Below are 24,805 nucleotides of genomic sequence, written 5' to 3'. Positions count from 1 at the left end.
AGTCATCTCGCCAACCAGCAAGAAGGAATGAACGATGTCTATTGAGAAAGTGGTTTACCGCGCGCACGCCACCGCAACCGGCGGCCGCGACGGCCGTGCGACCTCCTCCGACGGCGTGTTGGACGTGAAACTGGGCGTGCCGAAAGAGATGGGCGGCGCCGGCGGCGAAGTCACCAACCCTGAGCAGCTGTTCGCCGCCGGTTACTCGGCCTGCTTCCTCGGCGCGTTGAAGTTTGTCGCGGCGAAGGAAAAGGTCAAAATCCCGGCCGAAGCCAAGATCGACGGCACCGTCGGCATCGGTGAGATCCCGAACGGCTTCGGCATCGAAGTGCAGCTGGATATCTCGCTGCCGGGCATCGAGCGCAGCGTGGCGGAAGATCTGGTGAAAAAGGCGCACGTGGTGTGCCCATACTCCAACGCTACCCGTGGAAATATCGATGTGACTCTGAACGTTAAGTAAGATTTTTGCCGAAATCTGGAAAAAATGGAGGGTTTATCCCTCCATTTTCTTGCGTACCCTGCCTGAAAATCGTTCAAAAAAACGGTAAATTTTGTCCGTTTTGTGAGAATTCTCTTGCTTATTACCCGCAAAATAACGCTTATTGCCGGTTGGCTGAACCAGAAGCCGCAATCAGTGTCTGACTGAGTCAGAACCGCTACACCGTCCCCGGAGCCACCGCGTTACATGAACAAAGTTAAATCGCTATCACAGCAGAATTTATCGTTATTGTTAGCGATCTATATCGGCATATTTCTAAACCTGTCCGTTTTCTATCGCCGTTTTGATTCGCTGGCGCACGGCCTTCAGGGAATTAAGCTTATTTCGGCGGTGACGGAAGTCATCGCTATCGTCCTGTTTACGTTTTTCATCATGCGGCTGGTATCGCTCGGCGGCCGGCTGTTTTATCGCATCGTCGCCTCGCTGCTGGTGTTGATTTCGGTGGCCGCCAGCTACTACATGACGTTTTTCAACGTGGTGATCGGCTACGGCATCGTGGTGTCGGTGATGACCACCGACACCGATCTGTCGAAAGAGGTGGTTGGTCTGCACTTCGTGCTGTGGATGGTGGCGCTCAGCGCCTTGCCGCTGCTGCTGATCTGGAAAAACAGCCTGCGTTACACCCTGATCGAACAGCTGAAAACCCCCGGTCATCGCATCAAACCGTTGCTGGTCTTGCTGGCGGTGGTGGCGCTGGTCTGGCTGCCGCTGCGTATGCTGGACGACGAGCAAAGCGTGCAAGAGAAGCTCGCCAACATCGATCTGCCGAGCTACGGCGGCGTGGTGGCGCACTCGTACCTGCCGTCTAACTGGCTGTCGGCGCTGGGGCTGTTCGCCTATACCCGCTATGACGAAAGTCAGGATCAGAGCACGCTGTTCGATCCGGGCAAACACTTCACCTATGTGCCGCCGGCGGACATCGACGATACCTACGTGGTGTTCATCATCGGCGAGACCACGCGCTGGGATCACATGGGCATGCTGGGCTACGAGCGCGATACTACGCCGCGCCTGTCGAAAGAGAAGAATCTGGTGGCGTTCCGCGGCGAGTCTTGCGACACCGCCACCAAGCTGTCGCTGCGCTGCATGTTCGTGCGCGAAGACGGCACCGAGGACAACCCGCAGCGCACGCTGAAAGAGCAAAACGTGTTCGCGGTGATGAAGGAACTGGGCTTCTCTTCCGAGCTGTTCGCCATGCAGAGTGAGGTGTGGTTCTACAACAACACCGAAGTGGACAACTATGCGTTCCGCGAGATGATCGCGTCCGAGAAGCGCAACGACGGCAAGGCGGTCGACGATATGCTGCTGGTGGACGAAATGAAGGAGTCGCTGGCGCGTTATCCGAAGGGTAAACACCTGGTGATCCTGCATACCAAAGGCTCGCACTACCTGTACTCGCAGCGTTATCCGCGCAGCTATGCGCGCTATCAGCCGGAGTGCATGGGGGTGGATGACTCCTGCACCAAGGCGCAGCTGATCAACGCCTTCGACAATACGGTGCTGTATACCGACAGCTTTATCAGTAACGTGATCGACCAGGTGCGGGACAAGAAGGCCATCGTGTTCTATGCCGCCGATCACGGCGAGTCGATCGGCGAGAATACGCACCTGCACGGCACGCCGCGCGAAATGGCGCCGCCGGAACAATTCCGCGTGCCGATGATGGTGTGGGCGTCGGACAAGTTCCTCGAGAACCCGCAGCACCTCAGCGCCTTTGAGCAACTGCAGGCGCAGCAACGCATCGGCAGAACGCACCGTCACGTCGAGCTGTTCGACACCGTCCTCGGTTGCCTCGGTTACACCTCGCCGAACGGTGGCATCGTGGATAAAAACAACTGGTGCCATCTCCCGCAGAATAAAACGGCGCCTGCCAGCCTGTAATCCCTCCCGCCGGGAGCCTTGCGCACCCGGTAATTTCCGCCAATACATTCTCTTCATCAATTATTCCGGTGTGTGCATACGGTATACTTGCGCACTTCCCCTTCTAACCGGAGATTTCCATGACCCTGCGCGTGGCGTTTATCGACGATCATGACATTGTGCGTTCGGGCTTTGTGCAGCTGCTGTCGCTGGAGGCCGATATTCAGGTGGTGGGCGAGTTCAGCAGCGCGGCGCAGGCGCGCGCCGGCCTGCCGGGGCTGGAGGCGGAAATCTGCATTTGCGACATTTCGATGCCCGACGGCAGCGGGTTGGATCTGCTGGCGGACATTCCCTCCGGCATCCGCGTGGTGATGCTGTCGATGCACGACAACCCGGCGCTGGTGGAAATGGCGCTGGATCGCGGCGCCAGCGGCTTCCTCTCCAAGCGCTGCAAGCCGGAAGATCTGATCACCGCGGTGCGCACCGTCGCCGGCGGCGGCGTCTACCTGATGCCGGAAATCGCCCAGCAGCTGGCGCGGGTGAGGGTCGATCCGTTGACCCGCCGCGAGCGCGAAATCGCGCTATTGCTGGCGCAGGGCCAGGAGGTGCGCGAGATCGCCGCCGCCTTGGGGCTGTCGCCGAAGACGGTGCATGTGCATCGCGCCAATCTGTTCGCCAAGCTGGGTATCAACAATAACGTCGAGCTGGCCAGACGGATGCTGAACCTGTGACGCAGCGCCTGATCACCCAGCTGGCGCTGTTTTTCATCTACGCCGCCAGCGCGTTTTGCCTGTGGGGGATCGGCACCGCGCTGATCGACCCGCCCTGGCAGGCGCTGCTGCTGTTCCCGTTCGGCCTGCGCATGGGCATTTTGCTGCAGAGCCCGTACCGTTTCTGGCCGGGGATCCTGCTGGCTGATCTGCTGCTGATGGCGCTGCTGGCGGACCAGTTCGGTTACGGCCCGGCGCTGTGGGCGTCGGTGGCGGTGCTGGTGTTGACGGTGCTGCTCAGCCTGCTGGCCTCGCCGTGGCTGTTGCGCCATCAGCAGAGCGACAGCGAATGGCGGTGGCCGCTGTTGCAGGGCGCGGTGGTGGCCGCCGCCGCCTTGCTGCAGGCGCTGGTATGGCAGCTGGTGAGCGGCGAAGGCGCCCGCGCGCTGCTGCTCGGCCTGACCGGCGGTTTCACCATCGCGCCGACCTGCCTGCTGTTGTGGCACTATTTGGCGCGCCAAATCTGGGTGCCGCTGGAGCCGGGACTGATCCACAAGCCGGTGGAGCTGCGCCTCGGCCACCTGGCCAGCTATCTGCTGCTGTTTGCGTTCAGCATCTGGCTGCAGCAGCAGGTGAACGCCGCCGAGCTGCGCCGTTTCGCGCCGTTCTGCCTGGCCATTCCTATCGTATTCATGTCTTACCGCTACGGCTGGCAGGGTGCGCTGTTGGCGACGCTGCTCAACGGCGTGGCGCTGATGGTCAACGAGCCGCCGCAGCCGGAGTCGCACCGCGATCTGCTGCTGTCGCTGCTGGCCCAAAGCCTGACCGGGTTGCTGTTGGGGGCCGGCATTCAGCGCCAGCGCGAGCTGAATCAGCAGCTGCGGCTGCGGCTGGCGGAGAACCGTCAGCTGGCGCGGGCGCTGGTGACGGCGGAGGAGCAAACCCGGCGCGAGGTGGCGCGCGAGCTGCACGATGAAGTGGGGCAGACCATCACCGTGATCCGCACCCAGGCCAGCATCGTCAAGCGCCTGGCGCCGGAACCGGCGGTGATCGGCTGCGCCGACGCCATCGATGCGTTGGCGCTGCGGGTCTACGACGGGGTGCACGACGTGCTGACCCAGCTGTGGCCGGCGGCGCTGAACAACCTGCCGCTGTCGGCGGCGGTGGCGGCGATGCTGCGGGAGTCGCTGCCGCAGGACGCGTCGCTGGTGAGCAGCCTGCAGTGGCAGGTGCCGGACGAGCTGCTGGATGAAACGCTGAAAATCACGCTGTACCGGGTATGTCAGGAAGGGGTGACCAATGTGTGCCGCCACGCCGGTGCCAGCCGCCTGGAGCTGGACGCGCGCCTGCAGCCGCGCAAAGGCGCCGCGCCGCTGATCGCCCTGACCATCCGCGACAACGGCGTGGGTTTCGATGCGGAAAACCATCAGCCGGGGTATGGCCTGCGCGGCATGCAGGAGCGCATCAGCGCCCTCGGCGGCAGCCTGCGGTTCACCGCTGAACGGGGCGCCTGTTTGAGTGTGATCTTACCCACAGTTTCACCGGCGCAAGCGCAAAACTAGGAAAAACTCCTAGCCGCGTCGGGAATCCGGCGTAATCCTCCCGCGCGCGCGAGGAGCATCATAGCGGCACTTTATTCAATCCTCTGAGGTTCCACATGTGGTCTTTCCTTAAAAGCCGCTCGGACGCGCCGCAGGTCACCGATCAACGGCAGATCGATGCCAGCTACAAATACTGGCGCATCCAGCTGATGTGCACCATGTACATCGGCTACGCCGCGTTTTACTTCACGCGCAAAAGCTTCAACTTCATCATGCCGGCGATGCTGAGCGATCTGGGCCTGACGATGTCCGACGTCGGCATCCTCGGCACGCTGTTCTACATCACCTACGGCTGCTCGAAATTCATTTCCGGCATGATCAGCGATCGCTCCAACCCGCGTTACTTTATGGGGCTGGGCCTGATCATGACCGGGGTGCTGAATATCTTCTTCGGCCTCAGTTCGTCGCTGCTGATGCTGGGCACGCTGTGGATCCTCAACGCCTTCTTCCAGGGCTGGGGCTGGCCGCCGTGCTCCAAAATCCTCACCAGCTGGTATTCGCGCTCCGAGCGCGGCAGCTGGTGGGCGATCTGGAACACCTCGCACAACGTCGGCGGCGCGCTGATCCCGCTGCTGGTGGGCTTTATCTCGCTGCACTTCAGCTGGCGTTACGGCATGATCATTCCCGGCATCATCGGCGTGGTGCTCGGCCTGCTGATGTGCTGGCGCCTGCGCGACAAGCCATCCACCCTGGGGCTGCCGAGCGTCGGCAAATGGCGTAACGACGCCATGGAGCTGGTGCAGGAATCGGAAGGCCAGGGGCTGAGCAACCGCGAGATCATCAAACGCTACGTGCTGACCAACAAGTACATCTGGCTGTTGGCGGTCTCTTACGTGCTGGTGTACATCGTGCGCACCGCGATCAACGACTGGGGCAACCTCTACCTGACGCAGGAAAAGGGCTATTCGCTGATGACCGCCAACTCGGCCATTTCGCTGTTTGAAGTGGGCGGCTTTATCGGTTCGCTGGTGGCCGGTTGGGGCTCCGACAAGTTGTTCCGCGGCAACCGCGGCCCGATGAACCTGATCTTCGCCATCGGTATCTTCCTGTCGGTGGCGGCGCTGTGGCTGATGCCAGGCGTGACCTACCTGCTGCAGGCCTGCTGCTTCTTCGCCATCGGCTTCTTCATCTTCGGCCCGCAGATGCTGATCGGCATGGCGGCGGCGGAGTGCTCGCACAAGGATGCGGCGGGCGCGGCGACCGGTTTCGTCGGCCTGTTCGCCTACCTGGGCGCGGCGCTGTCCGGCTACCCGATTGCGCGGGTGATGGAGATCTGGCACTGGAACGGCTTCTTCGTGGTGATTTCCATCGCCGCCTGCCTGTCGGCGCTGTTCCTGCTGCCGTTCCTGCGTGCGCAGACGCCGGCGCTGAAAACCGCTAACGCCTGAGTGAAATACGCTGCGCAACCCCCGGTGCAGCGCATTATGGCGCTTTTATCACCACTTGAAATGCAGGGGCAAAAAAGTGATTGACGCCTATAACCGCCAGCAGTAAGATGCGCCCCGCATCGGCGAGTAGCGCAGCTTGGTAGCGCAACTGGTTTGGGACCAGTGGGTCGGAGGTTCGAATCCTCTCTCGCCGACCACCATTCGAAAAACCTGCTTTTTAAAGCAGGTTTTTTTTCGTCTGTCGTTTATGAGGATGAGTACCTCCGCAGGAGGTTCGAGCCTCGCGAAGCGAGACAACGTTGCTTCAGCAACAGCCCGCAGGGCGCGCATCCAAGATGCGCGTAATCCTCTCTCGCCGACCACCATTCGAAAAGCCTGCTTTTTAAAGCAGGTTTTTTTTCGTCTGTCGTTTATGAGGATGAGTACCTCCGCAGGAGGTTCGAGCCTCGCGAAGCGAGACAACGTTGCTTCAGCAACGGCCCGCAGGGCGCGCATCCAAGATGCGCGTAATCCTCTCTCGCCGACCACCATTCGAAAGGCCTGCTTTTTAAAGCAGGCTTTTTTTCGTCTGTCGTTTATGAGGATGAGCACCTCCGCCGATATGGCCGGCTGCGCTTTATGGCGTGCCTCAATCTGCCGTCCTCGTGAAATATATTTATCCTTTACGCTTAATTAATTCACACTCCTTATTCCCATTAGGTTCTTATTTTCATATTTAAATAAATTCATGCTTGCCAAATAAAACCCGGTTGATAGCGCTCTTGTTTTCACGTTTTTTTTACCTATAGTCTGAATGGACAACGCGGGAACTCTTATTCCCGCCGCGTGGGAAATACCGTGATTATTTATTAACGTTAATCTTCGTGGATTATTGCGGGATCATTTTGCTCCGGCAATGCGTGGCGTCGATTAACTCTTTTATGTTTATCCTCTCGGAATAAAGGAATCAGTTATGCGCAAATTTAATAAACCGCTGTTGGCGCTGTTGATCGGCAGCACGCTGTGTTCCGCGGCGCAGGCCGCCGCACCGGGCAAACCGACCATCGCCTGGGGCAACACCAAGTTCGCTATCGTCGAAGTCGATCAGGCGGCCACCGCTTATAATAATCTGGTGAAGGTAAAAAATGCCGCCGACGTTTCGGTCTCCTGGAATTTATGGAATGGCGACACCGGCAAGACGGCAAAAATTTTATTAAATGGCAAAGAGGCGTGGAGCGGTCCTTCAACCGGATCTTCCGGCACGGCGAATTTTAAAGTGAATAAAGGTGGCCGTTATCAAATGCAGGTGGCGTTGTGCAATGCTGACGGCTGCACCGCCAGCGACGCCACCGAAATTGTGGTGGCCGACACCGACGGCAGCCATTTGGCGCCGTTGAAAGAGCCGCTGCTGGAAAAGAACAAACCTTATAAACAAAACTCCGGCAAAGTCGTCGGTTCTTATTTCGTCGAGTGGGGCGTTTACGGGCGCAATTTCACCGTCGACAAGATCCCGGCGCAAAACCTGACCCACCTGCTGTACGGCTTTATCCCGATCTGCGGCGGCAACGGCATCAACGACAGCCTGAAAGAGATCGAAGGCAGTTTCCAGGCATTGCAGCGCTCCTGTCAGGGCCGCGAGGACTTCAAAGTCTCGATCCACGATCCGTTTGCCGCGCTGCAAAAAGCGCAGAAGGGCGTCACCGCCTGGGATGACCCCTACAAGGGCAACTTCGGCCAGCTGATGGCGCTGAAGCAGGCGCGCCCTGACCTGAAAATCCTGCCGTCGATCGGCGGCTGGACGCTGTCTGACCCGTTCTTCTTCATGGGCGACAAGGTGAAGCGCGATCGCTTCGTCGGCTCGGTGAAAGAGTTCCTGCAGACCTGGAAGTTCTTCGACGGCGTGGATATCGACTGGGAGTTCCCGGGCGGCAAAGGCGCCAACCCGAACCTGGGCAGCCCGCAGGACGGGGAAACCTATGTGCTGTTGATGAAGGAGCTGCGGGCGATGCTGGATCAGCTGTCGGCGGAAACCGGCCGCAAGTATGAGCTGACCTCCGCCATCAGCGCCGGCAAGGACAAGATCGATAAGGTGGCTTACAACGTCGCGCAGAACTCGATGGATCACATCTTCCTGATGAGCTACGACTTCTACGGCGCCTTCGATCTGAAGAACCTGGGGCATCAGACCGCGCTGAATGCGCCGGCCTGGAAACCGGACACCGCCTACACCACGGTGAACGGCGTCAATGCGCTGCTGGCGCAGGGCGTCAAGCCGGGCAAGATCGTGGTCGGCACCGCCATGTATGGCCGCGGCTGGACCGGGGTGAACGGCTACCAGAACAATATTCCGTTTACCGGCACCGCCACCGGGCCGGTTAAAGGCACCTGGGAGAACGGCATCGTGGACTACCGCCAAATCGCCAGCCAGTTCATGAGCGGCGAGTGGCAGTACACCTACGACGCCACGGCGGAAGCGCCTTACGTGTTCAAGCCTTCCACCGGCGATCTGATCACCTTCGACGATGCCCGCTCGGTGCAGGCGAAAGGCAAGTACGTGCTGGATAAGCAGTTGGGCGGCCTATTCTCCTGGGAGATCGATGCGGACAACGGCGATATTCTCAACAGCATGAACGCCAGCCTGGGCAACAGCGCCGGCGTTCAATAATCGGTTGCAGTGCGTTGCCGGGGGATATCCTTTCGCCCCCGGCTTTTTCACCGCCGAAAGTTTTTTTACGCCGCACAGATTGTGGCCCTCGCCGGCGCAAAACGCGGTCATCGGACTCACCCTTTTGGGTAATCCTTCAGCATTTCCTCCTGTCTTTAACGGCGATCACAAAAATAACCGTTCAGATATTCATCATTCAGCAACAAAGTTTTGGGGTTTTTTAACGGAGTTAAAAACCAGTAAGTTTGTGAGGGTCAGACCAATGCGCTAAAAATGACCGCTTAGCATAAATTTTCATGCTGGAACTGTTAACAAAAGGTTTTTTTTATGTTTGTTTGCTGTTTCTCACAGTCTGCGTAAATCCCCACTGGTTATATTGACGACACCCCAAACAGTTGGCAACTTGATAGCCTCAGGGGTAAGAGCGAGAGTTGTTTGAGTGAATTCCACGCGCTCAGACGTCCCCGCCGCGATGCGTTCCATCCGGCATTCTCTCCTCGTACGCCTTCTGCCTTCGGGCGCCGATCGCACAGGCCACGCAATAAAAAATACAGGTCTGGCGGCAATTACACACATCACATCACACAATGGAGCACTAACGATGACACGTTCCTTGGGTAAATCGGGGGTTCTGAAATTCGGCATTGGGCTGATCGCGCTGACCGTGGCGGCCAGCGTTCAGGCCAAGACGTTGGTTTACTGTTCTGAAGGTTCCCCGGAAGGGTTCAACCCGCAGCTGTTTACCTCCGGCACCACCTACGACGCCAGCTCGGTACCGATCTACAACCGCCTGGTCGAATTCAAAATCGGCACCACCGAACTGCAGCCGGGCCTGGCTGAGAAGTGGGACGTCAGCGAAGACGGCAAAACCTACACCTTCCACCTGCGCAAAGGCGTGAAGTGGCAGAGCAGCAAAGACTTCAAGCCGACGCGCGACTTCAACGCCGACGACGTGGTGTTCTCCTTTGAGCGCCAGTTGGATGCGAACAACGCCTACCACAAAGTGTCCGGCGGCAGTTACGAATACTTTGAAGGCATGGACATGCCTAAGCTGATCGCCAAGATTGAAAAAGTGGACGACAACACCGTGCGCTTCGTGCTGAACCGCCCGGAGGCGCCGTTCCTGGCTGACCTGGGCATGGACTTCGCGTCCATCCTGTCCGCCGAATATGCCGACGTGATGATGAAAGCCGGCACGCCGGAGAAAGTCGACCTGAATCCGATCGGCACCGGTCCGTTCCAGCTGCTGCAATACCAGAAAGACTCCAAGATCCTGTACAAGGCATTCGACGGTTTCTGGGGCACCAAGCCGAAGATCGATCGCCTGGTGTTCTCCATCACGCCTGACGCCTCCGTGCGCTACGCCAAACTGCAGAAAAACGAATGTCAGGTGATGCCGTACCCGAACCCGGCCGATATCGCCCGCATGAAGCAAGACAAGTCCATCAACCTGATGGAACAGCCGGGCCTGAACGTGGGTTACCTGTCGTTCAACGTCGAGAAAAAGCCGCTGGATAACCTGAAGGTGCGCCAGGCGTTGACCATGGCGGTCAACAAGCAGGCGATCATCGACGCGGTTTATCAGGGCGCGGGCCAGGCGGCCAAGAACCTGATCCCGCCGACCATGTGGGGCTATAACGACGCGGTACAGGATTATGCTTACGATCCGGCCAAGGCGAAAGCACTGCTGAAAGAAGCGGGCATGGCCGACGGTTTCAGCATCGACCTGTGGGCGATGCCGGTACAGCGTCCTTACAACCCGAACGCGCGCCGCATGGCGGAAATGATCCAGGCCGACTGGGCCAAGATCGGCGTGAAAGCCAAAATCGTGACCTATGAGTGGGGTGAATACCTCAAGCGCGCCAAAGCGGGCGAGCACCAGACGGTGATGATGGGCTGGACCGGCGACAACGGGGATCCGGACAACTTCTTCGCCACGCTGTTCAGCTGCGCGGCGGCGAAAGACGGCTCCAACTACTCCCGCTGGTGCTACAAGCCGTTTGAAGATCTGATTCAACCGGCGCGCGCCGAATCCAACCACGACAAGCGCATCGAACTGTACAAGCAGGCGCAGGTGGTGATGCACGATCAGGCTCCGGCGCTGATTGTCGCACACTCCACCGTGTACGAGCCTGTGCGTAAGGAAGTGAAAGGCTACGTCGTGGATCCACTCGGTAAGCATCACTTCGAGAATGTCTCTGTAGACTGATTTCGACCGCTTTACCGGAGACGCACGAATGGACTTGCAGGGGCGCAACAGGTTTGCGCCCCTGCTGACCAGTCTCCGGCGTATGGCCGTCGAATCGTTCAAAGGCATGTGAGCGTTAATAAGCCTGGCGGACGATGAGCTGCCGGGCATTGATACAGAGAGTTCGGGATATGTTGCAGTTCATACTCCGACGTTTGGGGTTAGTTATCCCAACGTTTATCGGCATTACATTGCTGACTTTTGCATTCGTCCATATGATCCCCGGCGACCCGGTGACCATCATGGCCGGGGAACGCGGTATCTCCGCCGAGCGCCACGCGCAGCTGATGGCGGAAATGGGGCTGGACAAGCCGCTCTATCAACAATATTTCTCCTACGTGTCCAACGTGCTGCACGGCGATCTGGGCACCTCACTCAAAAGCCGCATCTCCGTCTGGAGCGAGTTCGTTCCGCGCTTTCAGGCCACGCTGGAGCTGGGCTTCTGCGCGATGCTGTTCGCGGTGCTGGTAGGCATCCCGGTTGGGGTGCTGGCGGCGGTCAAACGCGGCTCGGTCTTCGATCACACCGCGGTGGGCATCTCGCTGACCGGCTATTCGATGCCGATTTTCTGGTGGGGAATGATGCTGATCATGCTGGTGTCGGTGCAGCTTAACCTGACGCCGGTGTCGGGCCGCATCAGCGACACGGTCTTTCTCGACGACAGCCATCCGCTGACCGGCTTCATGCTGATAGACACTCTGATCTGGGGCGAGCCGGGCGACTTTATCGACGCGGTGATGCACATGATCCTGCCGGCCATCGTGCTGGGCACTATCCCGCTGGCGGTGATCGTGCGCATGACCCGCTCCTCGATGCTGGAAGTGTTGGGTGAAGACTACATCCGCACCGCGCGCGCCAAGGGCGTGAGCCGCATGCGGGTGATCGTCGTCCACGCGCTGCGCAACGCGCTGCTGCCGGTGGTGACGGTGATCGGGCTGCAGGTCGGCACCATGCTGGCCGGCGCCATTCTGACGGAAACCATCTTCTCCTGGCCGGGACTGGGCCGCTGGCTGATCGACGCGCTGCAACGCCGCGATTACCCGGTGGTGCAGGGCGGGGTGTTGTTGGTCGCCTGTATGATCATTCTGGTTAACCTGCTGGTAGACGTGCTCTACGGCGTGGTCAACCCGCGTATTCGCCACAAGAAATAAGGGGCGCTCTCATGTCTCAAATCACTGAGTCTGCAGTTAAAGGTGCGCCGAAGCCGATGACCCCGTTTCAGGAGTTCTGGCACTATTTCAAGCGCAATAAAGGGGCCGTGGTCGGCCTGGTGTATATCGTTCTGATGCTGGTGATCGCGCTCGGCGCCGGGGTGCTGGCGCCGCATGCGCCGGCGGACCAGTTCCGCGACGCGCTGCTCAAGCCGCCGGTGTGGCAAGAGGGCGGCAGCTGGCAATATCTCCTCGGCACCGACGACGTGGGCCGCGACGTGCTGTCGCGCCTGATGTACGGTGCGCGTCTGTCGCTGCTGGTCGGCTGCCTGGTGGTGGTGCTGTCGCTGATCATGGGCGTGGTGCTCGGTCTGCTGGCCGGCTACTTCGGCGGTGCGGTGGACGCGGTGATCATGCGCGTCGTCGACATCATGCTGGCCCTGCCGAGCCTGCTGCTGGCGCTGGTGCTGGTGGCGGTGTTCGGGCCGTCGATCGTCAACGCTTCGCTGGCGCTCACCTTCGTCGCGCTACCGCACTATGTGCGTCTGACGCGTGCGGCGGTGCTGGCGGAAGTGAACCGCGATTACGTCACCGCTTCGCGGGTGGCGGGCGCCGGCGCGCTGCGCCAGATGTTCGTCAACATTCTGCCTAACTGCCTGGCGCCTTTGATCGTGCAGGCTTCTCTCGGTTTCTCGAACGCCATTCTGGACATGGCCGCTCTCGGCTTTCTGGGCATGGGCGCGCAACCGCCGACGCCGGAGTGGGGCACCATGCTCTCCGACGTGCTGCAGTTCGCGCAAAGCGCCTGGTGGGTAGTGACCTTCCCCGGCCTGGCGATCCTGCTGACGGTGCTGGCATTTAACCTGATGGGGGACGGTTTGCGTGACGCTCTCGACCCCAAACTCAAGCAGTAACAGAGGACGAGAGAGATGGCGTTATTGAATGTAGACAAGCTTTCGGTGCACTTCGGTGACGAAGGCACCCCGTTTCGCGCGGTAGACCGCATCAGTTACAGCGTGGAGCAAGGCCAGGTGGTCGGCATCGTCGGTGAATCCGGCTCCGGCAAATCCGTCAGCTCGCTGGCGATCATGGGCCTGATCGATTTCCCCGGCAAGGTGATGGCCGACAAGCTGGAGTTCAACGGCCAGGATCTGCGCAAGATCTCCGAAAAAGAGCGCCGCCAGCTGGTGGGTTCTGAAGTAGCGATGATCTTCCAGGATCCGATGACCAGCCTGAACCCGTGCTATACCGTCGGTTACCAAATCATGGAGGCGCTGAAGGTGCATCAGGGCGGCAACCGCCGCACTCGCCGCCAGCGCGCTATCGACCTGCTGACCCAGGTGGGCATTCCCGATCCGGCCTCGCGGCTGGACGTGTACCCGCACCAGCTTTCCGGCGGCATGAGCCAGCGCGTGATGATCGCCATGGCCATCGCCTGTCGGCCGAAGCTGCTGATCGCCGATGAGCCGACGACCGCGCTCGACGTGACCATCCAGGCGCAGATCATCGAACTGCTGCTGGACCTGCAGCAGCGCGAAAACATGGCGCTGCTGCTGATCACCCACGATCTGGCGTTGGTGGCCGAAGCCGCGCACCACATCATCGTGATGTATGCCGGCCAGGTGGTGGAATCCGGCAAGGCGGCGGAGATTTTCCGTGCGCCGCGCCATCCTTATACCCAGGCGCTGCTGCGCGCGCTGCCGGAGTTCGCCGCCGACAAGGCGCGCCTGGCTTCGCTGCCGGGCGTGGTGCCGGGCAAATACGATCGCCCGACCGGTTGCCTGCTCAACCCGCGTTGTCCCTACGCCAACGAGCGCTGCCGTAACGAGGAGCCGGAACTGCGCAGCATTCCCGGCCGTCAGGTTAAATGTCACACACCGCTGGATGATGCGGGGAGGCCGACCGTATGAGCCAGAATCAACCTTTACTGCAGGCGATCGACCTGAAGAAGCATTACCCGGTGAAAAAGGGCCTGTTCGCGCCGGAGCGGCTGGTCAAGGCGCTGGACGGCGTCTCCTTCACCCTGGAGCGCGGCAAAACGCTGGCGGTGGTCGGCGAGTCGGGCTGCGGCAAATCGACGCTCGGCCGCCTGCTGACGATGATCGAAGTGCCGACCGGCGGCGAGCTGTACTATCAGGGGCAGGACCTGCTGAAGCCGGACGTCTCGGCCGAGAAACTGCGCCGCCAGAAGATCCAAATCGTGTTCCAGAATCCTTACGGATCGCTCAACCCGCGCAAGAAGGTCGGGCAGATCCTCGAGGAGCCGCTGTTGATCAATACCCCGCTCAGCGCCGCCGAACGGCGGGAAAAAGCGCTGGAGATGATGGCGAAGGTCGGCCTGAAGACCGAGCATTACGACCGCTACCCGCACATGTTTTCCGGCGGCCAGCGCCAGCGTATCGCCATCGCCCGTGGGTTGATGCTGAACCCGGACGTGGTGATCGCCGATGAGCCGGTGTCGGCGCTGGACGTGTCGGTGCGCGCTCAGGTGCTGAACCTGATGATGGATCTGCAGCAGGAGCTGGGGCTGTCCTATGTGTTCATCTCGCACGATCTGTCGGTGGTGGAACACATCGCCGACGAGGTGATGGTGATGTACCTCGGCCGCTGCGTGGAAAAGGGCAGCAAAGAGGCGATCTTCAACAATCCGCGCCATCCTTACACTCAGGCGCTGCTGTCGGCGACGCCGCGGTTGAACCCGGATATGCGCCGCGAGCGTATCAAGCTGACCGGCGAACTGCCCAGCCCAATGAACCCGCCGCCGGGCTGCGCGTTCAACGCCCGCTGCCGCCGCGCCTTCGGCACCTGCGTGCAGCTGCAGCCGCAGCTGAAACAGTACGGTGAGCAGATGGTGGCCTGCTTTGCGGTCGATCAGGACGAACATCCGGGGGCGTAAGGCGTCGGATGTTCCTGCTTAAATCAAACGCCGGCACTGCGCCGGCGTTTTTTATTATTCAATCAATGGGTTAGTCAGTAAACGATCGCGACAACCCGTTTTTTAAATTCTTACCTTAACGTTATTCTGACAAATCGTTATTTTTTTAAGAATCTTCGTATGAGAATAATAATCGAATAATAGAGTTTAACGGTTTGTTGTTAATAACATTCTCTCGGTCGAGCGGTTTCACTATTTTTATTATAAAAACCCAATAAAAAAGCACGCCGGCGGCGTGCTTTGGGGGGATGAGGCCGCGCTTATTGCGGGTAAGGCACCCAGTCACCGCCGTTCAGGCGAATGTAGGGCTTGCCCTGATACTGCATCACAATAGCGTTGTCGTTTTCGGAGATGACCGGGGTCTGCGGCAGCCCCTGGGTCAACGCCTGCCAGTCGACGCTGGATTCGCTGAAGACCTTGCCGTCCACCAGGCGCGACACCAGTTCAGACAGCGCCAGATAGCTGCTCGGCGTTTTGATCTGCAGCGGGCTGCCCTGATGCGGCGCCTTCATCCCAATCAGTTTGATGCCGACCGGCGTATGGGTGATGTTCGGGCTGGGAATATCGCGCAGGCCGGACATCTGCATCTTGTCGCCCACCAACGCCGCACCGTGTTCCGGCACGATCACCACCACCACTTTGCGGCCGGATTTCTCCAGCTGGTCAAGGAAGGTGTTCAGCTGATCAAACAGCTTCTGCGCGCGCGGTTGATAGTCGGCACTTTTGCTGGAGCCGACGAAGCGGTTGCCGTCGTGCAGCGGAATGACGTTGAAGAAGGTGGCGGTGCGGCCGTCACCGGCTTTTTGCTGTTGATCCAGCCAGCGGGTCAGCAATTCGAGATCGTTATAAATCGGCTCGCCGTCGAACGAGGTCAGCTCGTTGCCGATGCCGGCCTGTGACATCAGCGGTGCCTGCATGTCGCCCTGTTCACGCAGTTCTTTCAGGAAGTTGCCGAATACCCCGGAGTGATCGAGCATCAGCTGTTCCTTGAAGCCGAGCTTCGCCAGGTTGTCGAACAGGTAACACTGCTGGTTCACCGGTTGATACAGATCGTGATGCGAAAGCTGGCCGCAGCTGGCGCGCAGCAGGCGGATGGCCGCCGGGCCGCTGTAGGCGGTGGCCGAGTTGAAGCTGTCGAACATGATGTCCATCTTCGACCACAGCGGGTGATTCTGCAGGTTGGCTGCCTCCATATCGGCCCAGGCCAGCGAACAGATGTTGATCACCAGCAGATCGAACGGCTGGGCGTCGGCGGGCAAGGTGGCCGGGAACGCGGTGGCGCGGCCTTTTTCCCGCTCGTAGAACTGATTCAGGTAGGCCGTCAGATTGGCGCTGGTCGGCGGCAGGCTGTCTGCCGGCGCAGCGTCCCCCGCCGCCGGCGCCGACGTGGCCGGCGTATTGGCGCCGCCGGCCGAGGCCGTGGAGGTGGCGGGCAGCAGTGAGACCGCCGGCCCGGCGATGTTGACGATATTGAGCCACACCAGCGCCGCCACGGTGAACACCGTGACGCGCACCCACTGCGCGACGAACAGGTAGGCGATAAGCAGCACGAAGGCCGCGCCGACCATCTGCCAGTTGATAAAGCGGTTGATCAGCTCCAGCAGATACTGGGCGCTGAAGCCGGCCAGCTGCGAGCCCTGGCTGAGAATGCTGTTGATGCCCGGCAGCCAGGTGTCGTGGTAGAACAGCGCAATGCCGATCGGGATAGCGAGGTAGTGGCGCCAGCGGTGCAGGCGCGGTGATGGGATCGGCATCAGCAGAAATGCCATGAACACCAGGTTCGGCAGCGCGTGGAAATTCAGGTAGCCGAACCACAGCAGGGCGAATTTGGCCAGAAAGTAGAGGTTCCAGCCGCCCAGCCCGCGCCAGTAGCGCCACAGAGCGTTATCGGATTGCGTCTTCGAGTTTGGATTCATGGCTGCTTCTTACGTTTAATCTGAGATGAGGAGCCTGTGCGCACCCACAAACCGGCGGATTTCAAATAGCGCGGCGATAACAACAGGTTTTGCCAGTATTGACGCAAATGCGGAAAACGCCGGTGAAAGGCGTAGCCCAGCGGAATGAAGATCAGCGCGCACAGCAGGATCAGTTGCACGATGTCGTTAAGGTTCAGCATGCGGTTCCTCCTGCGGGCCGAGCGGCAGCGTGAAGGCGACCGGCTGCCGCCGTTCTGCGGGCACCTCGGCCGCTTTCACGCTGGGGCGCGGCGCGGTGCCGGCGGCGCCGGTGGCCGAAATCTGCCAGCGCCCCTGGGCCATGCGTTTGATTTCCGAAATGATATCGACGTCCTGGTGCCACACCACCCGGTTACTGAAGGCTTCATCAACCGGCAGGCGGAAGATGAACTTCAGCGCGGTATCCAAATCGTTGATGCGGCAGGTGGAGAGGAACAGCACCAGCCGCCCCTGCACGACGGTCATCACGTCGCCGAAGCGCCGCAGGTGGCACAGGGTCATCGCCTGTTCGGCGCGCAGGCCGGTGGCCGGCCGCAATGCCACCATCACCCCTTTGCCGTCCTCGGGCAGCAGCGTATTGCCCATCAGCGACAGCACCGCCTGGCTGAACGGTTCCGGCCGCATATAGCCTTTGAGCTGCAGCGGGCGCAAGCCGGCCAGCAGCGCATCGATGTCGGCGGGGACATGGCGCGAGAAGCGCTGCCCCTGAATGCCTTCGAGCATGGTCAGAAAACGCGACAGCGGCGCGACGTGCGGTACGATCAGGTTGGCGCCGCAGGCCAGCAGCAGCCGTTCGTCGCTGTAGCGCAGGCTGGCGCTCATCTCGCGTACCGCGATTTTCAGGCCGTTGCCGCGGCTGCGGCGCAGGGTGTGGATTTGGTGCGCCAGGTGATCGATTTGGTCGCTTTGGTACAGCGCGAAAATCAACGTCGCCGAGAGTCTCAGCATGCCGTGCTGCGCCAGTTCGTCGTTGCTCTCCAGCAGCTGCCAGTTGGCGGACAGCGGCGGCGCGCCTTCCAGGATGCTGCGCTCGGCCAGATACAGGCCTTCGTCGCTGCGCAAGGCGGTGGGGGAGGGTTGGCTATTTTCATCCTCACCCTGCCAGCCGCCTTCCGCGGCGTACAGCGTCAGCAGCTGATTGGCGTTGATGCCGTTTTCGGTGCTCCACCAGTTCACCAGGTATTGCGCGCTGTCCTGCTGCCATTGCAGGCTGGACAGGCCGTTCAGGATGCGATGCTGCGCGCTGAGCTGCCCCTTGAGCTTATTGATGCCGCCTCCGTGGCTGAGGATCAACAGCGTACACCCCTGCCGCCGCAGCCAGGCGGCGAGGGTACGGGTCCACTCGCGCAGCTCTTCGGTGGTGAAGGTTTGCCACAGGCTGGCGTGGGCCAGCAGGATGAGTAAGCGATTTTGCGGCCGCAGGGCGCGCATCAGATCGTCGCTCAGCTGCGTCAGCGCGGCTTTTTTCTCCGGTAATTGATACAGCGGCAGCTTCTGCAAAGCAGGCGAAGCCAGCTCGGCCAGCAGGCGATCGGGTTTATCGCCGCTGCAGATCAGGGCGACTTTATGGGTGGCAGGCTGGGCGGCGATAACCTGGCGACACAGCAGCGCGGCGTCGCTTTGCCTGTCGATATTGATCCAATAAAGCCCGGGGGCCTGCATCACCGACAGCTCTTCCCAAATCTGCCGAATGCCTAGAGAAAAAGAGTGCGCCATAGGATGTGTTCTACTTTCGTTGAAAGCCGACTAAAGGCGTTTATATTTAAAGATAGCCATTTTTATCCTGGCAATAACAAATCTCCGACGCTCTTCAACAATATTTGTTGAGAATCATCTTATTGCCTCTCTCTTTTTGTATCGTTGCTATAGTTAATTAACATAGCCTATTTTCGCCAAGGCGGAAGAATGAATCACGCACCCACCCATTTTCGTGCAGCGGCACCTGGGGAGAGCCAGGATGACCTGCAGGCGCTCAGCCAGGCTTTTTCATTGCCGAAATTAAGCTATGTCGATATTTCGCGGCAGGAGCGGTTAACGCAGATGATGACGCGCTGGCCGCTGTTGGCCGAATTGGCGCAGACCACGGGGAGCCACTGATCTATGCCGGTGATCGCGCTGCAAGGGTTGCGGGGTGGAATGGGGACGACGTCGGTCACGGCGGCGCTCGCCTGGGCGTTGCAGCAGCTGGGCGAGTCGGTGTTGGCGATCGATTTCACGCCGGACAATCTGCTGCGCCTGCATTTCAACACGCCGTTCGAGCTGGCGCGCGGCTGGGCCCGCGCGGAGCGGGACGGCGGCCGCTGGCAGGAAGGGGCGCTGCGTTACTGTGAAAACCTCGACTTTCTGCCCTTTGGCCGCCTGAATGCGGCGGAACGGCTGGAAGTGCAGCGCCAGTGTCAGCAACAGCCGGAACGCTGGCGCGACAATGTGCGCCAACTGATCGCCGGCGATCCGCAGCGCTGGATCCTGCTGGATGTTCCGGTCGGGGACGGCGTGCTGGCGCAGCAGGCGCTGCAGCTTGCCGACAGCGTGTTCGTGCTGTTGAACCCCGACGCCAACTGCCAGGTACGGCTCCATCAGCAGACGCTGCCGAACGACTGCCGTTTCCTGGTCAATCACTACTCCTCCGCCAGCCAGCTGCAGCAGGATCTGCATCAGCTGTGGCTGCAAACGTTGAGCGGCCTGTTGCCGGTGGTGATCCATCGCGACGAAGCGTTGGCGGAAGCGCTGGCGGTCAAGCAGCCGTTGGGCGAGTACCGCCCCGAGAGTCTGGCGGCGGATGAAGTGCTGACGCTGGCCAACTGGTGCCTGATCAACCTCAAGCGGGGCGTTGCGCCATGAGCCGGGTGCTGAGCCTGCTGCTGGTGCCGCCGGTGCGTCAGGCGGTGCAGATGCGCTACCGCGGCTATCGGCGCAACGGCGCGTCGGCGCTGACCGCCTTTTTCGCCACGCTGCTGGTGGCGTTGGGCTGGCTGCTGCTGCGCTTCGAATCGCCGGCCTGGCAGCGCGTGCGCGCCGGCCGCGCTTATTGGTTCCCGCATCTGTCCGCCGACCGCCCGCGCCCGGCGGATGCGCTGCGTTATCTGCTGCAGGGGCTGTGGCTGCTACTGTTTCGCAGCGGTCGCACGCCGGTGCAGCGCGACTATTTCGCCGGTTGGCGCCGCCTGCAGCAGCGCTATGCCGACTGGCTGCAGGGCCTGCCGCAACGGCTGAAGAACGCCGGCGTGGAGCAGCGCTCGGTGGAGCGCCTCGGCCGCATGAGCCGCGGCATGCGGCGCGCGCTGTTTATTCTGGTCAGCGTGCTGGCAGCGATCCTCGCCATGCTGTGCATCTCGCAGCCGTTCGATCTGCCGGCGCAGTTCGTGTTCGTCCTGCTGCTGTGGGGGATCGCGATGGTGGTGCGCCGGGTGCCGGGGCGCCTGCCGGGGTTGATGCTGATCGTGCTGTCGCTGACCGTATCCTGTCGCTACCTGTGGTGGCGCTATACCGCCACGCTGAACTGGGACGATCCGCTCAGCCTGGTGTGCGGCCTGTTGCTGCTGGTGGCGGAAACCTACGCCTGGGTGGTGCTGGTGCTGGGCTATTTCCAGACCGTCTGGCCGCTTAACCGGCAGCCGGTACCGTTGCCCGCCGATAGCGCCACCTGGCCGACCATCGATCTGATGGTGCCGACTTACAACGAAGATCTCGGGGTGGTGAAGCCCACCATCTACGCGGCGCTGGGCATCGACTGGCCGAAAGAAAAGGTGAACATCTATATCCTCGATGACGGCAACCGCCCCGAATTCCGGGCGTTCGCTGACGAAGTGGGAGTGAAATACATCGCCAGGCCGACCCACGAACACGCCAAGGCCGGCAACATCAACAATGCGCTGAAGCAGGCCACCGGCGAGTTCGTGGCGATTTTCGACTGCGACCACGTGCCGACGCGCTCCTTCCTGCAGCTGACCATGGGCTGGTTCTTCAAAGACAAAAAGCTGGCGATGCTGCAAACCCCGCACCACTTCTTCTCGCCGGATCCGTTCGAGCGCAACCTCGGCCGCTTCCGCCAGACGCCCAACGAGGGCACCTTGTTCTACGGGCTGGTGCAGGACGGTAACGACATGTGGGACGCCACCTTCTTCTGCGGCTCTTGCGCCATCCTGCGCCGCAGCGCGCTGGACGAGATTGGCGGCATTGCGGTGGAAACCGTCACCGAAGACGCCCACACCTCGCTGCGCTTGCACCGGCGCGGGCACACCTCGGCCTACATCCGCATTCCGCAGGCCGCCGGGCTGGCGACCGAGAGCCTGTCGGCGCACATCGGCCAGCGCATTCGCTGGGCGCGCGGTATGGTGCAGATCTTCCGGCTGGACAACCCGCTGCTGGGCAAGGGGCTGAAACTGGCGCAGCGCCTGTGCTACGCCAATGCCATGCTGCACTTCCTGTCGGGCATTCCGCGGCTGATCTTCCTCACTGCGCCGCTGGCGTTTTTGCTGCTGCATGCCTACATCATCTTCGCGCCGGCGCTGGCGATCGCGCTTTATGTGCTGCCGCACATGATCCACGCCAGCCTGACCAACTCGCGTATCCAGGGGAAATACCGCCATTCGTTCTGGAGCGAAATCTATGAAACCGTACTGGCCTGGTATATCGCGCGGCCGACGACGGTAGCGCTGTTCAATCCGCACAAGGGCAAATTCAACGTCACCGCCAAGGGCGGGCTGGTGGAGGAGGAGCACGTCGACTGGGTGATCACCCGGCCTTACATGTTCCTGGTGGTCCTGAACCTGGCCGGGCTGGCGTTCGGCGTCTGGCGGTTGGCCTATGGCCCGACGGACGAGGTGATGACGGTGATCATCAGCCTGGTGTGGGTGCTGTACAACATGACGATTCTCGGCGGCGCGGTGGCGGTGGCGGTGGAGGCCAAGCAGGTGCGTCAGGCGCACCGCGTGGAAATCGCCATGCCGGCGGCGATCGCGCGCGCCGACGGCCATCTGTATCCCTGCACGCTGCGCGATTACTCCGACGGCGGCGTGGGCATTGAGATGCGGGTGGAAAACGCGTTGAAAGACGGCGACAAAGCCTCGCTGCTGCTCAAGCGCGGCCAGCAGGAGTACAGCTTCCCCTGCGTGGTGACGCGCGCCTTCGGCAACAAGGTGGGGGTGCGCCTGATCGACCTCTCCACCCGTGAACACATCGATTTCATTCAGTGTACCTTCGCCCGCGCCGATACCTGGGCGCTGTGGCAGGACGGGTTCCCTGAAGACCGGCCGATCGAAAGCCTGCGCGACGTGCTGGCGCTGGGCTTCCGGGGGTATGTGCGCATGGCGGACTATGCGCCGCCGCTGGTGCGCGGTCTGCTGGTCGGGGTCACTTCGCTGACCGCCTGGGTAGTGTCGTTTATTCCGCGCGGCGTCGGCAGGGATCCGACCTTGGGTCAACAAGAAACAGTGGGTTAGCTGCGAGTTCAACCGCCCGCTCACTCGCCCGGTGAACAGGCTCCAACATTGATGATGATACGATGACGAGAAAAATAACCTGGTTAACTGCTCTGGCCTTAGGCATCAGCACCCTGTCGCAGGCCGAAACCGCCACCGCGCCGACCGTGGCGGCCCAGCCGCCGATCGCTGCGGCGGCCGATACGGCGACCGCGCCACCGCCGGCCGCCGCGCCGCAGGATCCGAATGCGCCGGTGCGCGACGTGTCGCTGCCGTTTGCGCAGATAGCGCCGCCGCCGGGCACCTTTGTTCTGCGCGGCACCCGGCCGGACGGGCAGATCGAATTCGGCGTGCGCAGCGATGAGGTGGTCTCGCAGGCGATGCTCGATATGGAGTTTACGCCGTCGCCGGCGCTGATCCCGGTGGAGTCGCACGTCAAGGTCTACCTGAACGAAGAGCTGATGGGGGTGACCACGATCGCCAAGGAGCAGCTGGGCAAGCCCAATCGCATCCAGATGGCGATCGATCCGCGCTATATCACCGATTTTAACCGCGTTCGGCTGGTGTTCGTCGGCCATTATCAGAACATCTGCGAAAACCCGGCCAGCACCTCGCTGTGGCTCGACGTCAGCAAATCGAGCGCGTTGAAGCTGCGTTTCCAGACGCTGCCGGTGAAAAACGAGCTGTCGCACTTCCCTGAGCCGTTCTTCGACAGCCGCGATAATCGGCCGCTGACGCTGCCGATGGTGTTCGCCGGCCAGCCGGATCTGGCCCAGCAGCGCGCGGCGGGCATTCTGGCGTCCTGGTTCGGCAGCAAGGCGCAGTGGCGCGGGCAATCCTTCCCGGCGCTGTACAACGCGCTGCCGACGCAGCACGCGGTGGTGTTCGCCACCAACCAGCAGCGCCCGGATTTCCTGCGCGATTATCCGGCGGTCAACGGCCCGACGGTGGAAATGATCAGCCACCCGGACAATCCGTACGTCAAACTGCTGCTGATTCAGGGGCGTGACGACAACGATTTGATCACCGCGGTGAAGGGCATCGCGCAGGGCAACATCCTGTTCCGCGGCCAGAACGTGACGGTGGACAAGGTGGAACAGCTCGCGCCGCGCCAGCCTTACGACGCGCCGAACTGGGTGCGCACCGATCGGCCGATGACCTTCGCCGAGCTGCAGCAATACGCCGAGCAGCTGCAAACCAGCGGCATTGAACCCGGCCCGATCTCGCTGACCATGAACCTGCCGCCGGATCTGTTCCTGATCCGCAGCACCGGCATCGACATGCACCTGAAATACCGTTATACGGCGCCGCGCATTCAGGACGGTTCGCGGCTGAGCGTCAGCCTGAACAACCAGTTCGTGCAGGCGTACTCGCTGGTGCCGGAACACGAGCAGGGCGCGCAGCTGCTGCGCCTGCCGCTGACGCAGGGGCTGCTCGACTCCGACAAGAACGTCAGTATTCCGGCGTTGCGGCTGGGCGCCACCAACCAGCTGCGCTTTGACTTCGATTACACCACGCTGCTGGCCAGCGGCGCGGAAGGGCGCTGCGAAACCTACTCCTTCACGCAAAACCACGCGGTGATCGACGGCGCGTCCACCATCGATTTCTCCGGCTACCGCCACTTTATGGCGATGCCGGACCTGCGCGCCTTCGCCAACGCCGGCTTCCCGTTCAGTCGCCTGGCGGATCTGTCGCAAACGCTGGTGTTGGTGAACCAGAAACCGCAGCCGGCGCAGGTCAGCGCGTTGCTGAACGCGCTGGGGGTGATCGGCGCGCAAACCGGCTACCCGGCACTGGCCTTCACGCTGAGCGACGACTGGTCGCAGGCCAAGGATCGCGACGACGATATCCTGATAGTCGGCACCATCCCGCCGGAGCTGCGCGATGACAAGAAAATCAGCCTGCTGGTGGACGCGACCCAAAGCTGGGTGAAACAGCCGACGCGGCAGCCGCCGCTGCCCACTGCGGAAGTGCTGGCGGAAGATACCAAACCGGACAGCAAGACCACCGTCAGCTCCGAGGGGGCGATGTCGGCGATCATCGGCGTGCAGTCGCCGTTCAACGACCAGCGCAGCATCGTGGCGCTGCTGGCGGACAGCCCGCGCGGCTATGAGCTGCTGAACGACGCCCTGCTGGACAGCGGCAAACGCGCCGCAGTGTTCGGCTCGGTGGCGGTGATCCGCGAATCGGGGGTGAATAGCCTGCGCGTCGGCGATATTTACTATGTCGGCCACCTGCCGTGGTGGGAGCGGCTGTGGTATGCCCTCTCAACCCATCCGGTGCTGCTGGCGGTGATCGCGGTGGTGCTGGTGGTGATCCTGGGGCTGATGCTTTGGCGCGGCCTGAAGGCCTTCAGCCGGCGTCGTCTGGCGCCTGAAGATCGGGATTGACGGC

At 61.2% G+C, this 24,805-nt stretch carries 18 protein-coding genes, 1 tRNA gene and 2 other RNA genes; 18 read left to right on the top strand and 3 right to left on the bottom strand.

Annotation, left to right across the window (positions count from 1 at the left end; translation table 11 throughout):
• Positions 1-34: 34 nt before the first annotated feature.
• From GF111_RS12340 to dppF, 14 genes are all read left to right on the top strand, one after another.
• Entirely contained in the window at positions 35-460 is a 426-nt protein-coding gene (locus GF111_RS12340; RefSeq protein WP_004934114.1) for an organic hydroperoxide resistance protein, read from the top strand.
• A 225-nt stretch (positions 461-685) separates the two neighbouring features.
• Entirely contained in the window at positions 686-2,380 is a 1,695-nt protein-coding gene (gene eptB / locus GF111_RS12335) for a kdo(2)-lipid A phosphoethanolamine 7''-transferase (RefSeq protein ID WP_038875898.1), read from the top strand.
• A gap of 119 nt (positions 2,381-2,499) precedes the next feature.
• The gene (gene uhpA, locus GF111_RS12330) at positions 2,500-3,090 is read left to right on the top strand and encodes a transcriptional regulator UhpA (RefSeq protein ID WP_038875895.1); all 591 of its coding nucleotides are present in this window, start codon (positions 2,500-2,502) and stop codon (positions 3,088-3,090) included.
• Complete coding sequence (gene uhpB / locus GF111_RS12325; protein ID WP_055312449.1) at positions 3,087-4,631, top strand: signal transduction histidine-protein kinase/phosphatase UhpB; 1,545 nt, start codon at positions 3,087-3,089, stop codon at positions 4,629-4,631. Before uhpA ends, uhpB begins: the two co-directional genes overlap by 4 nt.
• A gap of 95 nt (positions 4,632-4,726) precedes the next feature.
• Positions 4,727-6,058, top strand: a complete 1,332-nt coding sequence (locus tag GF111_RS12320) for an MFS transporter (protein ID WP_038875891.1) — start codon at positions 4,727-4,729, stop codon at positions 6,056-6,058.
• Positions 6,059-6,178: 120 nt separating this feature from the next.
• Positions 6,179-6,255 (top strand) — tRNA-Pro (locus tag GF111_RS12315).
• 36 nt (positions 6,256-6,291) lie between these two features.
• A non-coding RNA gene (locus GF111_RS12310) (RtT sRNA) lies at positions 6,292-6,420 on the top strand.
• Positions 6,421-6,456: 36 nt separating this feature from the next.
• A non-coding RNA gene (locus tag GF111_RS12305) (RtT sRNA) lies at positions 6,457-6,585 on the top strand.
• Between the two features lie 425 nt (positions 6,586-7,010).
• The gene (locus tag GF111_RS12300; RefSeq protein WP_038874014.1) at positions 7,011-8,702 is read left to right on the top strand and encodes a glycosyl hydrolase family 18 protein; all 1,692 of its coding nucleotides are present in this window, start codon (positions 7,011-7,013) and stop codon (positions 8,700-8,702) included.
• A 601-nt stretch (positions 8,703-9,303) separates the two neighbouring features.
• A complete protein-coding gene (gene dppA, locus GF111_RS12295) occupies positions 9,304-10,911 on the top strand; it encodes a dipeptide ABC transporter periplasmic-binding protein DppA (RefSeq protein ID WP_047729481.1) in 1,608 nt (535 codons plus the stop codon).
• 170 nt (positions 10,912-11,081) lie between these two features.
• Positions 11,082-12,101, top strand: coding sequence for a dipeptide ABC transporter permease DppB (gene dppB, locus GF111_RS12290; protein ID WP_043129106.1), 1,020 nt, complete (start codon positions 11,082-11,084; stop codon positions 12,099-12,101).
• An 11-nt stretch (positions 12,102-12,112) separates the two neighbouring features.
• Positions 12,113-13,015 (top strand): dipeptide ABC transporter permease DppC, encoded by a 903-nt coding sequence (gene dppC / locus GF111_RS12285; protein WP_038874021.1) that lies wholly within the window; start codon positions 12,113-12,115, stop codon positions 13,013-13,015.
• 15 nt (positions 13,016-13,030) lie between these two features.
• Positions 13,031-14,011, top strand: coding sequence for a dipeptide ABC transporter ATP-binding protein (dppD, locus tag GF111_RS12280; protein ID WP_004934132.1), 981 nt, complete (start codon positions 13,031-13,033; stop codon positions 14,009-14,011).
• Positions 14,008-14,997 (top strand): dipeptide ABC transporter ATP-binding subunit DppF, encoded by a 990-nt coding sequence (gene dppF / locus GF111_RS12275; protein ID WP_047729477.1) that lies wholly within the window; start codon positions 14,008-14,010, stop codon positions 14,995-14,997. The genes dppD and dppF overlap by 4 nt, the downstream gene beginning before the upstream one ends.
• A 299-nt stretch (positions 14,998-15,296) precedes the next feature.
• Here dppF and bcsG read toward each other — a convergent pair whose 3' ends face one another.
• Genes bcsG through bcsE form a run of 3 tightly spaced genes read right to left on the bottom strand, consistent with a single transcriptional unit; the run spans position 15,297 to position 18,707 of the window.
• On the bottom strand, positions 15,297-16,952 hold the full coding sequence (gene bcsG, locus GF111_RS12270) for a cellulose biosynthesis protein BcsG (protein WP_055313129.1): 1,656 nt from the start codon (positions 16,950-16,952) through the stop codon (positions 15,297-15,299).
• Entirely contained in the window at positions 16,949-17,152 is a 204-nt protein-coding gene (gene bcsF, locus GF111_RS12265; RefSeq protein WP_004934139.1) for a cellulose biosynthesis protein BcsF, read from the bottom strand. The genes bcsG and bcsF overlap by 4 nt, the downstream gene beginning before the upstream one ends.
• Positions 17,139-18,707 carry a cellulose biosynthesis protein BcsE gene (gene bcsE / locus GF111_RS12260; protein WP_047729474.1) on the bottom strand — a complete coding sequence of 523 codons (1,569 nt, stop codon included), beginning with the start codon at positions 18,705-18,707 and terminating at the stop codon, positions 17,139-17,141. The genes bcsF and bcsE overlap by 14 nt, the downstream gene beginning before the upstream one ends.
• Before the next feature lie 189 nt (positions 18,708-18,896).
• On the opposite strand from bcsE, the gene bcsR reads away from it, so the two are divergent.
• From bcsR to bcsB, 4 genes are all read left to right on the top strand, one after another.
• On the top strand, positions 18,897-19,088 hold the full coding sequence (gene bcsR / locus GF111_RS12255; RefSeq protein ID WP_038874033.1) for a cellulose biosynthesis protein BcsR: 192 nt from the start codon (positions 18,897-18,899) through the stop codon (positions 19,086-19,088).
• 3 nt (positions 19,089-19,091) lie between these two features.
• On the top strand, positions 19,092-19,832 hold the full coding sequence (gene bcsQ / locus GF111_RS12250) for a cellulose biosynthesis protein BcsQ (RefSeq protein WP_047729472.1): 741 nt from the start codon (positions 19,092-19,094) through the stop codon (positions 19,830-19,832).
• Positions 19,829-22,432 carry a UDP-forming cellulose synthase catalytic subunit gene (gene bcsA, locus GF111_RS12245; RefSeq protein ID WP_047729469.1) on the top strand — a complete coding sequence of 868 codons (2,604 nt, stop codon included), beginning with the start codon at positions 19,829-19,831 and terminating at the stop codon, positions 22,430-22,432. The genes bcsQ and bcsA overlap by 4 nt, the downstream gene beginning before the upstream one ends.
• A 62-nt stretch (positions 22,433-22,494) precedes the next feature.
• The gene (gene bcsB, locus GF111_RS12240; protein ID WP_055317102.1) at positions 22,495-24,801 is read left to right on the top strand and encodes a cellulose biosynthesis cyclic di-GMP-binding regulatory protein BcsB; all 2,307 of its coding nucleotides are present in this window, start codon (positions 22,495-22,497) and stop codon (positions 24,799-24,801) included.
• The last annotated feature ends 4 nt before the right edge of the window (positions 24,802-24,805 follow it).

This window comes from Serratia sp. HRI (assembly GCF_010119335.3).
Lineage (GTDB): Bacteria > Pseudomonadota > Gammaproteobacteria > Enterobacterales > Enterobacteriaceae > Serratia > Serratia nevei.
Note: the sequence above shows the minus strand (reverse complement) of the source record. Positions and strands in the feature narration are given on the sequence as shown.